Genomic DNA, 10,250 nt, shown 5'->3' with positions numbered 1-10,250 from the left:
GACATGTCACGGGGGCTTCTTGCTGTTCGAGGGTGTTGCCATTCGCCCGCCGGCCCGATCGCCCGCCCTGGTTCGGGCGCCCACCCCGTTCGCGTCAATGGACCACTGCACCGGTCAGACGTATGCAGTGGTCCATCCACCAGTTCGCGTCTCCGCGTCGATGTCACATTGACGCGGCCAGACGTATGCAGTGGTCCATTGACGCGGGGCGGCAGCGGACTATCGAGCCGACCAACCACCGTCCATGGTGTATGACGCTCCGGTGACCATGCCGGCGTTCTCGGAGGTCAACCAACCCACCAGTGAGGCGACTTCGGCGGGTTCGACGAGTCTCTTGATGGCGGCCTCGGTCAGCAGGACTTTTTCGAGTACTTCGCCCTCGGGGATGTCGTGTGCCTTGGCTTGGTCGGCGATCTGCTTTTCGACCAGCGGCGTTCGGACGTATCCCGGGTTGACGCAGTTGCTCGTCACACCGTGGGCGGCACCTTCGAGGGCCGTCACTTTCGACAGTCCTTCCAGTGCATGCTTCGCGGTGACATAGGCGACCTTGAATTCCGACGCCCGCAGACCGTGCACCGAAGACAGATTGATGACCCGGCCGAACCGGCGGGCATACATCCCAGGCAGCGCCGCTCGGATGAGCAGGAACGGAGCCTCGACCATCAGCGTCTGAATCCTGCGGAACGCGCCCGGGTCGAAGTCGACGATCGGTGCCACCGTTTGAATGCCCGCATTGTTGACCAGGATGTCGACGTCCAGGCGAAGGTCGTCCAGCGCGGTGGTGTCGAGCAGATCCACCGACCAGACGTCACCGCCGATCTCCGACGCCAATTCCTTTGCGGCAACGTCGTTCACATCGGCGACGGTGACGCGTGCACCACGGCCGGCGAGCTCGCGTGCACACGCGGCCCCGATCCCGGACGCTCCACCGGTGACGAGGGCGGAGCGTCCGTCGAGGTCGGTCACCGCTGTGAATTCTGATCGAGCAGACCGGCCTTGGCCAGCTCGGCTTCGGTGGCCAGGTTCTTGGCGTCGGCGATATCGATGCTTTCGAGCGCCAATCCTTTTGTTTCTCTTGCGATAACGACGGCAACCACGGTGATCGCGCAGGCCACGGCCAGGTATACCGCGATCGGGACGGACGAGCCGTAGACGTCGAGCAGCTTGACCGCGATGATCGGGGCCAGTGAACCGGCGACGATCGAGGTGACCTGGTAGCCGAGGGACACACCGGAGTACCGCATCCGCGTCGGGAACATCTCGGCCATGATGGCCGGCTGCGTGGCGTACATGAAGGCGTGGAACATCAGGCCGATGATGATGGCCAGCATGATGACGACGTTGTGGCCGCTGTTCATCATCGGGAAGGCGAAGAAGCCCCAGGTGGCCGCGGTGATGGCTCCGGCGAAGTAGACCGGGCGACGTCCGACGCGGTCGGCGAGCTTGCCCACCACCGGAATTGTGCAGAAGTGGATTGCGTGGGCGATCAGCATCCACCACAGGATCGTGGAGGTGTCGGTACCCACCTCGACCGACAGATACGTGATGGAGAAGGTGACGACGAGGTAGTACATGACGTTCTCACCGAAGCGCAGTCCCATGGCGGTGAAGACGCCCCGCGGGTAGCGCTTGACGACCTCGAAGACGCCGTACGACGCAGCCTTGATGACCTCGGCCTGCTTGTGTGCCTCGAGGAAGATCGGGGCGTCGGAGACCTTGGTGCGGATGTAGTAGCCGACGAAGACGATGACCGCGGAGAGCCAGAACGCGACTCGCCAGCCCCAGCTGAGGAAGGCCTCGTCGGACAGGGTGGTCGTCAGCACCAGCAGCGCGACGGTGGCGAGCAGGTTGCCTGCGGGCACGCCTGCCTGCGGCCAACTGGCCCAGAATCCGCGGGACTTGTTCGGGCTGTGTTCTGCGACGAGGAGAACCGCGCCACCCCATTCGCCGCCGACGGCGAAGCCCTGGATGAATCGCAGGGTCACCAGTAGTGCCGGTGCCCAGTAGCCGATCGCCCCGAAGGTCGGCAGGCAGCCCATGAGGAACGTGGCTCCACCGACGAGGACGAGGCTGAACTGCAGCAACTTCTTTCGGCCGTACTTGTCGCCGTAGTGACCGAAGACGATGCCGCCCAACGGCCGTGCGACGAACCCGACGGCGTAGGTGACGAAGGCCGCGAGGATGGCGTCGAGCTCACTGGTTCCGGCGGCGAAGAAGATCTTGCTGAACACCAGGGTGGCGGCGGTTCCGTAGAGGAAGAACTCGTACCACTCGACGATGGTGCCTGCCATCGATGCCCCGACTACCTTCTTGAGGCCTGCGGGGGTGGCATCGGGGTCCGGTTCGGACCGTCCTGCCAGCGGCTGATCGACGCTCATTGACTCTCCTGTGTTACTCGGCACTTCAGGTTCTTGTTTGTGACAGACCACACATTGGCGGGTCGCTCTGAGTATTGGTGCAGATGTTTGTCGACGCAAGAGCCATGAACGCAGGTCGGATCTGCAAAACTGCAGACATGACACTCGGTGGCGCGAAGATCCCCAGTGCAGACGACCTACTGGTGCTCCTCGCTGTGAGCCGAACCGGTCGCTACAGTTCTGCGGCCGACGACCTGGGCATCAACCACACGACCATTTCTCGACGCATCGCCGCGCTCGAGGACACGCTCGGCGGGCGAGTGCTGACCCGAGCAGGCGGAGGCTGGGAGCTCACGCAACTGGGCCGCGGCGCATTGACCGCTGCCGAAGCCGTCGAGGATGCGCTGCGCACGCTGGTCTCGACCGACGCCGGTGCGTTGGAGGGTGTGGTGCGCATTTCGGCGACCGACGGCTTCAGTGCCTACATCGCGGCCCCGGCAGCGGCGCGGGTGCAGCGAACGCATCCTCGGGTGTCGGTGGAGATCGTCGCCGTCACCCGGCGTGCGTCGCAGCAGCGATCGGGCTTGGACATCGAGATCGTCGTCGGCCAACCGCAGGTGCACCGCGCCGAGGCCATCCGGCTCGGCGACTATCTACTCGGCCTCTACGCATCCGAGGACTACTTGAAGGAACACGGAACGCCCCAGGTGCCGGCCGACCTCTCCGCACACCCGTTCATCTATTTCATCGACTCCATGTTGCACGTCGACGATCTGGATCTGGCCCCCAACTTCACCCCGACGATGCGCGAATCGGTCACCTCCACCAACGTCTTCGTCCACGTCGAGGCCACTCGCGCCTCGGCGGGCATCGGACTGCTGCCGTGCTTCATGGCCGACCGCCACCCCGACCTACAAAGAGTCCTGCCCGACGCCATAGCGGTGAAACTGACCTACTGGCTCGTCACCCGGACCGAAACACTTCGACGGCCGGAGGTGTCGGCGGTGGTCGACGCCATCCGGGCCGTCGTCACCGATCAGCGCTCGGCACTGCTGGGTGAGAAATGAATCGAACCGAACCTACGCCCGACAAGGAGAGTCCCCTGATGTCCGACATCGACTTCTATTTCGATCCGGTGTGCCCGTTCGCCTGGATGACCAGCAAATGGGTTCGCAAGGTCCAGGCCCAGCGCGACTACACCGTCGACTGGCGGTTCATCTCACTGCGGCTGCTCAATTCCCACATCGACTACGACGCGCACTTCCCTCCCGAGTACGAGGCCGGCCACACCGCAGGTCTACGACTGTTGCGGGCCGCTGTCTCGGTTCGTCGTGAGCACGGGTCGGCCGCAATCGGGCCGCTGTACCAGGCCCTCGGCAAGCGCATCTTCGACGCCGAGGTCGTCCCCGACGACGCTGCGAGTCACGGCTATCGCGGCACCGCAGAATTCCTGGGCCCGATCCTCGAAGAACTCGGGCTGCCCACCCATCACACTGCAGCGCTGGAGGATTCATCGCTCGACGAGGAGATCCAGGCCGAAACCGATCATGCGCTCTCACTGACCGGCAAGGACGTCGGCACCCCCATCATTGCCTTCGAGCCGCCGGACGGTGTCGCGTTCTTCGGGCCGGTGATCAGCCGACTGCCCAGCGACGAAGAAGCAGTACCGCTGTGGGACAACGTGATCGGGCTTGCGCGCTTCCCCGGATTCGCCGAGATGAAGCGCAGCCTGCGTGAGCTCCCCCAGCTGAAGGCGCTCGGTGTGCAGGAGGACGAAGCCGGCGTGCAACAGGACTGGCACGGCGGGAGCCGACGCCAGAAGAAGTGACTCCTCAGCGCGGCTCCTGTGAACGCGTTGGAATGAGCGCACGCGGTCGCGGGTTCCGTGAGCACAGACATCGAAGACAGGAGCACGTATGAGTTCATCGACGTTCGTCGACGGCATCGAGGTCATGTGGCGACCGGGTTGCCCGTTTTGCATGAGGCTGCGTAGCGGGTTGAGCAAGCGCGGGATAGCCACGACCGACATCGACATCTGGACGGAACCCGATGCCGCTGCGCGGGTCCGCGCTGCGACCGGGGGCGACGAAACAGTGCCGACAGTCTTCATCGGAGGCAGCGCGCTCGTGAACCCGAGTGTCAAGCAGGTCATTGCCGCACTCGAGAGTGAATTGCCCGATCGGGTGGACGAGTTGGTACCGCCGCGACAGGACACCGGAAAATGGCGCGCGATGTTCGGCTTCGGTAAGCGGGCAACGTCGTGAACAGCATGTCGGCGTGGGTGGGCGAGCACAGGATTGCACAGTCGGAAGACATCGTGATGGTGGAGGGCAATGCCTACTTTCCCATCGGTGCGGTACACGACGGCGTTCTCACCTCGACGGCGTCGAAGTCACTGTGCGTGTGGAAGGGGATGGCCAGCTACTTCGACGTCACGGTCGAGGGGGCTGCGCTGAAGAACGCAGCATTCGAGTACCGCCACCCCTCCCCGTTGGCGCGCCGAATCAAGGTCGTGTCGCGTTCTGGAACGGAGTGTCAGTCCGGAAGGACTGATCCGAGGCGTACCTGGATGTGGCCACCGCGCACGGACGCCGAACGAACTTCTGCCAGCTGGTGATCCATCGTCGTCCACGGATGGGCGTCGATGTCGCTCCGCCGAGCCTGCACGCCAGGCGAGCGAGCGGAGTCCAGACCGCCGCTGCGCCGGTGGGCTTCTGCATATCCACGACGGCGACGTAGCCGCCTGGCCGCGTCGCCGAGATCATTGCGTTCAGCGCCGACTCCCATTCCGCCATCAGGGACAGCGCGTAGGTGGCGATCGCAGCGTCGAACCGTCGCTCGTCACCCAGCTCGTCGGCATCCACGGTGGTGGCGTCGGCCTCGATCAGCGTGACGTTGGACCAGCCTTCGGAATCGGCGCGGCGACGGGCCTGACCGAGCATCTGCGCGCTGGCGTCGACGCCGGTGATGGACCCGCTCGGCCCGATCTGCTGCTGCAGCAAGGAGAAGTTGAGTCCTGTTCCGCACCCGATGTCGAGTACGTGACTTCCAGGCGGGAGGGAGAGCTGATCGATTGCGGCCGCCCGTCCTGCGCGGTAGACCGGCCATTCGAAGGAGATCACGTCGTACAGCTGGGCCGACGCGGTGTATGGGGTGGGTCGTTTCATCGGGGGTGTCCGTTCCAGGTCGGGTTCGGTGTCGAATCGGTCGAACCGGGCACACTCGTGCCTGTGGAAACATCGAGCGTCACTTTTGGAACACTGCTTACCAGTCGAAGGGTTCCCTGAAACGTGCATGATTCCGAGCCCGCCGACATGACCGACGCGCAGGCGCATGGATTTCGCCTGTACGTCGAACCTGAGATCGAGGTTCTCCTTCGGGTGGCGACAACCCTGACCGGCCCCTCCGACGCCCAGGATCTGGTTCAGGAAACACTGGTGCGCGCCTGGCGCAGCGTCGACAGATTCGACGGTCGCCACCCGCGCGCGTGGCTGCTGACCATTCTGCGCAACACCAACATGAACATGCACCGGCGTCGCCGCCCGGACACCGTCGCCGACTTCGCCGACTTCGTCTCCACACGGCCCGCATTCGGGGTCGATCCACCGGGAACAGAGGAGCACGTGATGACGTCGATCCTCTCCGACGATCTCGAGCGGGCTGTCCAATCGTTGGCCCCGAAGTTTCGAACAGTCCTCCTCCTGGTCGACGTCGACCAACTCACTTACAGCGAGGCCGCGGACCTCCTGGGAGTCCCCGTCGGCACGGTGATGTCACGACTGAGCCGTGCACGGGAACGAGTACGACGTCATCTTCGGCCCATGTTCGTCGCTGCTACCGGAAAGGCACACCCATGATCAGATCCGCACGGATGGTGTTGACGTGCCATTGGTCGGCGCGGCGGATACAGCGTTACCTCGACGCCGACCCGGCCGCACCACTGGGCACCGACGAGATCCGACGTCTCGAAGCCCACCTGGCGGTATGTGAGAAATGCCGCGCCGCGGAGCTGGAGTTCAAGCAGATCAGCGCCGCCCTCTCGCGGTGGACCGTCGACACGATGCCCGATGAGGACAGCGTCCAGCACATTCGACGCTTCATGGACCGACTGACGGGTGAGAACACATGAAAGCACGCAAGGCAGAAAACCGAGAGTGGCCCGCGACGGCCGATCTCGTGGTCGTGGGCGGCGGCACCGCAGGCATCGTCGCGGCGAAGACCGCAGCCGGGTTCGGGATCGACGTTGTGTTGATCGAACGCGAACGAACCGGCGGTGACTGCCTGTGGACCGGCTGCGTTCCGTCGAAAGCGCTGATCGCGGCAGCCTCGGCCGCTGCCACAGCCAGGTCCGCGCACCACCTCGCGTCGATGTGGGCGAGATGCGGGTCGACTTCCCGCGAGTGATGGCCCACGTGCACCGCTCCATCGAGGAGATCGCACCCATCGATTCGCCCGAAGCCCTCACCGCCGCCGGCGTCAACGTCGTACACGGTGATGCGATCTTCACTGGTGCAGACACCGTGACCGTCGATTCCCGGCCCATCCAATTCCTCCAAGCGGTCATCACCACAGGCGCTCGTCCGACCGTCCCCCCGATCACCGGTATCGACGCCGTCGATTACCTCACCAGCGAGACGCTGTGGGACCTGACAGCGTTGCCGCAGCGCCTGCTCGTCATCGGCGCGGGAAACATCGGCTGCGAAATGGCGCAGGCCTTCGCCCGCTTGGGCTCGAAGGTCACCCTGGTGGGCCGCGCCGAGACCATCTTGCCCAAGGAGGACGAGTCGGCCTCCTCGGTGCTCGCGGCCGCCCTCGGTGCGGACGGAGTGACGGTGCTCACCTCCACCGAGGTCGTCGACATCGACTCTCGTTGCGCACGTACTGATTCCGGACGCGTAATCGAGTTCGATCAGGTTCTTCTCGCGACCGGACGCACCCCGCGTACCGACACTTTGGGGCTAGACGCTGCGGGGGTCGCTGTGGACGGCCGTGGCTACGTCACCGTCGACGACCATCTGACCACCAGCAACCCGCGAATCTGGGCCGCAGGCGATCTGACCGGTCATCCTCACTTCACCCACACTGCCGGGATGCACGGCTCGCTGGCTGCGAGCAATGCTGTCCTCGGACTGCCACGCAAGGTCGACACGACGGGCACTCCGCGCGTCACCTTCACCGATCCCGAGATTGCCTCTGCCGGAATCGATGTGCGGACGGCACGGCGCATTCCCGGTCTGAGGTTGCAGACGCTCGACCACGACGACATCGATCGAGCCGTCACCGAGAACAGGACCGAGGGCTCGACGACGCTGGTGCTCGACGCCAAACACCGCATCGTCGGTGCATGTGTGGTGGGCCCGAGGGCCGGCGAGACCATCGGAGAGCTCGTCCTCGCCGTCAAGCACGGAATGCGCACCCGCGATCTCGCTGCGGCAACGCATCCGTACCCTACGTACAACGACGGGCCATGGAATGCCGCCATCGCCGACGTTCGTGCGCAACTCGGAACGCCTGCCGTGTCCCTCGCCCTGTCCACCCTCGCGAGGATGAGGTCGGTATGGATTCGGCGACGCAAAAGTATAGACGAGCAACAGAATTGACCGACTGCCGGCCGGAAGTGACTCCGGCGGGCAGAAGGGGACGTTCGACCCTGGCCACTGCCGTAGTAGGGACCTAGCGTCGTTCAGGCAGTCCTGTCGACGATCTTGCCGCCAGGCCGGACCCATGGCTGCCCCGGAACAAGGGATCCGCATGGCCACCACCCTCGACCGGCTCCGAAACGTGGGCTCGAACCGAATCGCCGTAGTGCTCGGCACGGTAGTTGTCGCCGCAGGGTGGGGATTACTCGCAGGAGTGTGGACCCCGCGTGGTCCGATGACCACGGCCCAAGCGCTCGGTCCATTGCCACGAGCCTGGCCGTGGGCACCCTCGCGGGGTGGTGGATGCGCAGTCGGTGGGCCATGCTGCTGGCACCGGCAGTCTTCGCTGGCGTATTCGAACTCACCCGGATGTCTGTGGACGGACCGCTCGTCGATGGCATTCGGCTTGCGAGCGGAGGTACGTTCGGCCTTCTTGCGTTCATCCTCGGACGCGGGCTGCATGCGGTCCTCGCACTACTGCCGATGCTGCTCGGCTCGGCACTTGGCGCAGGCCTCGCGCGCCGTGAACAGTCTCCGGCTCGCAATCCACGGTCCTTCGGCGTGATCTCGAGACGCGTCGTCGCGGTCGTCACTGCCGTGGCTCTCGCGGCGCTGTCCGTCGGGCTCGTCCGACCCGCCGGCACCGATCCCATCCTGACCGCTGCCGGCGAGCCTCTCGCAGACAGTATCGCCGAATTGGACCGAATCCAGGTGGGGGGTCAGGAGCAAGCGATGATGATTCGCGGGCGCAGCACCGACAACCCTGTCCTGCTCTTCCTGGCCGGCGGACCAGGCGGAACCGAACTCGGGGCGATGCGTCGCCACGCCGAGTCGTTGGAGGACGATTTCGTCGTGGTGACCTGGGACCAACGCGGGACCGGCAAGTCGTATGGCAGCCTGGACCCCGTCTCGACCCTGACCCTGGACCAGGCCGTCAGTGACACCGTCGAGGTCACGGACTATCTCCGCGATCGGTTCGGCCAAGATCGGATCTATCTACTCGGCCAGTCGTACGGCACCATTCTCGGTGTCCTTGCCGCCCAACGACACCCGGAGCTGTACCGCGCTACATCGGCGTCGGACAGATGGTCGACCCCCGCGAGACCGACGAGGTCTTCTACCGAGACACCCTTGCCCTGGCGCGCCGAAACGGCAACACTGCGCTGATCGACTCGCTCACCGCCAGCGGTCCACCGCCCTACACCGACATGCTCGACTACGAATCCAGCCTGAGCAACACCGCCGTCTACGCCTACGACCACAGCAGGAATTCCGAAGGGGTAGGGGGCTTTTCCTCGAACCTGTTCGTACGGGAGTATTCCCTCCTGGAGCAGCTGCACGCATTCGCCGGGTTTTTCGACGTCTTCACCGTGCTGTATCCGCAGCTACAGGACATCGACTTTCGCACCGATGTACCCCGGCTCGAGGTCCCGGTCTATCTGGCCGAGGTCGATTCGAGGCACCCGGACGGCTCGGCCCGGCCGAGCAGTGGCTCGAGCTCCTCGACGCCCCGACGAAGAACCTGACCACGTTCGAGACCTCCGGCCACCGGCCATTGTTCGAGCAGCCTGAACTGTTCGATCGTTTCATGGTCGAGACCGTCCTCGCGCAGACCTGACGCTCAGGAAAGAGCGCGATACCCGGCGATGATTCGCTGACCCGAGCTCACTGCGACCACCGCCGCCCAGACGACCGCGATCTGCCACGAGATGCCGGGCAGCAGCAGCCAGAGACTGTGCACCGCAATGGTTTCGGCTCCCTCGGCCAATCCGCCGAGGAAGGAGAACGAACGCCCGTCGTCGATAGTCCGCCCGGTGCGCTCGGCGATCGAGGAGAACGCCAGAAACGCGGTGCCGTTGATGTAGTACGCCAACAACACCAGCAGAAACGGCCACCAGGGGGCACCGAACTGCGCCGAGGCTCCTACCGCGACACCGACCACCGTGGTGCCGTAGACCACGAAATCGGCAGTAATGTCGAAGAATCCACCGGCCCCGCTGCTTTTCCCGCCGGCTCGCACACGCCTGCGCGCCACGGGCCCGTCCAGACCGTCGGCGATCCGGGAGACGATCCACAACGCCAATGCGAGCAGCCAGAACTGCAGCCCGGCTGCCAGCGCACTGCCGAGTCCGAGCACCAGTCCGGCAGCGGTGATGCGGTCCGCGGTGATGATGGGGCGATCGAGCGCGGCGGCGCAGCGGTTCAGCGGGCCTTCGAGCTGGCGACGCAGGTAGCGTCGATCATCGACCGTGCC

At 64.9% G+C, this 10,250-nt stretch carries 14 protein-coding genes; 10 read left to right on the top strand and 4 right to left on the bottom strand.

Annotated elements, in window-relative coordinates:
• Window positions 1–219: 219 nt before the first annotated feature.
• Window positions 220–966, bottom strand: a complete 747-nt coding sequence (locus tag RHBS_RS18255) for a 3-hydroxybutyrate dehydrogenase (RefSeq protein ID WP_121871976.1) — start codon at window positions 964–966, stop codon at window positions 220–222.
• Window positions 963–2,378, bottom strand: a complete 1,416-nt coding sequence (locus RHBS_RS18250) for an MFS transporter (protein WP_121871975.1) — start codon at window positions 2,376–2,378, stop codon at window positions 963–965. The genes RHBS_RS18255 and RHBS_RS18250 overlap by 4 nt, the downstream gene beginning before the upstream one ends.
• Before the next feature lie 137 nt (window positions 2,379–2,515).
• On the opposite strand from RHBS_RS18250, the gene RHBS_RS18245 reads away from it, so the two are divergent.
• The 4 genes from RHBS_RS18245 (at window position 2,516) to RHBS_RS18230 (ending at window position 4,974) form a co-directional block, all read left to right on the top strand.
• The gene (locus RHBS_RS18245; protein ID WP_183130357.1) at window positions 2,516–3,424 is read left to right on the top strand and encodes a LysR family transcriptional regulator; all 909 of its coding nucleotides are present in this window, start codon (window positions 2,516–2,518) and stop codon (window positions 3,422–3,424) included.
• A gap of 38 nt (window positions 3,425–3,462) precedes the next feature.
• Window positions 3,463–4,185, top strand: coding sequence for a hypothetical protein (locus tag RHBS_RS18240; protein WP_121872905.1), 723 nt, complete (start codon window positions 3,463–3,465; stop codon window positions 4,183–4,185).
• Window positions 4,186–4,273: 88 nt separating this feature from the next.
• Window positions 4,274–4,621 (top strand): glutaredoxin domain-containing protein, encoded by a 348-nt coding sequence (locus RHBS_RS18235; protein ID WP_121871973.1) that lies wholly within the window; start codon window positions 4,274–4,276, stop codon window positions 4,619–4,621.
• 5 nt (window positions 4,622–4,626) lie between these two features.
• The gene (locus RHBS_RS18230) at window positions 4,627–4,974 is read left to right on the top strand and encodes a DUF427 domain-containing protein (protein ID WP_128646180.1); all 348 of its coding nucleotides are present in this window, start codon (window positions 4,627–4,629) and stop codon (window positions 4,972–4,974) included.
• Here the strand turns inward: RHBS_RS18230 and RHBS_RS18225 are convergent.
• Window positions 4,862–5,524, bottom strand: coding sequence for a class I SAM-dependent methyltransferase (locus tag RHBS_RS18225; RefSeq protein WP_237669384.1), 663 nt, complete (start codon window positions 5,522–5,524; stop codon window positions 4,862–4,864). The two genes, RHBS_RS18230 and RHBS_RS18225, sit on opposite strands and share 113 nt — an antisense overlap.
• Before the next feature lie 147 nt (window positions 5,525–5,671).
• Here RHBS_RS18225 and RHBS_RS18220 point away from each other — a divergent pair, with 147 nt between their 5' ends.
• The 6 genes from RHBS_RS18220 (at window position 5,672) to RHBS_RS18200 (ending at window position 9,522) form a co-directional block, all read left to right on the top strand.
• Entirely contained in the window at window positions 5,672–6,214 is a 543-nt protein-coding gene (locus tag RHBS_RS18220; protein ID WP_121872903.1) for an RNA polymerase sigma factor, read from the top strand.
• On the top strand, window positions 6,211–6,486 hold the full coding sequence (locus RHBS_RS18215; protein ID WP_121871971.1) for a zf-HC2 domain-containing protein: 276 nt from the start codon (window positions 6,211–6,213) through the stop codon (window positions 6,484–6,486). The genes RHBS_RS18220 and RHBS_RS18215 overlap by 4 nt, the downstream gene beginning before the upstream one ends.
• Window positions 6,483–6,761, top strand: coding sequence for an FAD-dependent oxidoreductase (locus RHBS_RS31620; RefSeq protein ID WP_272913876.1), 279 nt, complete (start codon window positions 6,483–6,485; stop codon window positions 6,759–6,761). Before RHBS_RS18215 ends, RHBS_RS31620 begins: the two co-directional genes overlap by 4 nt.
• Entirely contained in the window at window positions 6,737–7,957 is a 1,221-nt protein-coding gene (locus RHBS_RS31615; protein ID WP_272913875.1) for an NAD(P)/FAD-dependent oxidoreductase, read from the top strand. The genes RHBS_RS31620 and RHBS_RS31615 overlap by 25 nt, the downstream gene beginning before the upstream one ends.
• Window positions 7,958–8,275: 318 nt before the next feature.
• A complete protein-coding gene (locus tag RHBS_RS18205) occupies window positions 8,276–9,163 on the top strand; it encodes an alpha/beta fold hydrolase (RefSeq protein WP_128646178.1) in 888 nt (295 codons plus the stop codon).
• The gene (locus RHBS_RS18200) at window positions 9,082–9,522 is read left to right on the top strand and encodes a hypothetical protein (protein ID WP_128646177.1); all 441 of its coding nucleotides are present in this window, start codon (window positions 9,082–9,084) and stop codon (window positions 9,520–9,522) included. Before RHBS_RS18205 ends, RHBS_RS18200 begins: the two co-directional genes overlap by 82 nt.
• Window positions 9,523–9,617: 95 nt before the next feature.
• On the opposite strand, the gene RHBS_RS18195 is transcribed toward RHBS_RS18200, so the two are convergent.
• A partial coding sequence (locus tag RHBS_RS18195) for a CDP-alcohol phosphatidyltransferase family protein (protein WP_306303553.1) occupies window positions 9,618–10,250 on the bottom strand: 633 nt, incomplete at its 5' end.

The sequence above is a fragment of the Rhodococcus sp. BS-15 genome, from assembly GCF_000813105.1.
Lineage (GTDB): Bacteria > Actinomycetota > Actinomycetes > Mycobacteriales > Mycobacteriaceae > Rhodococcoides.
Note: the sequence above shows the minus strand (reverse complement) of the source record. Positions and strands in the feature narration are given on the sequence as shown.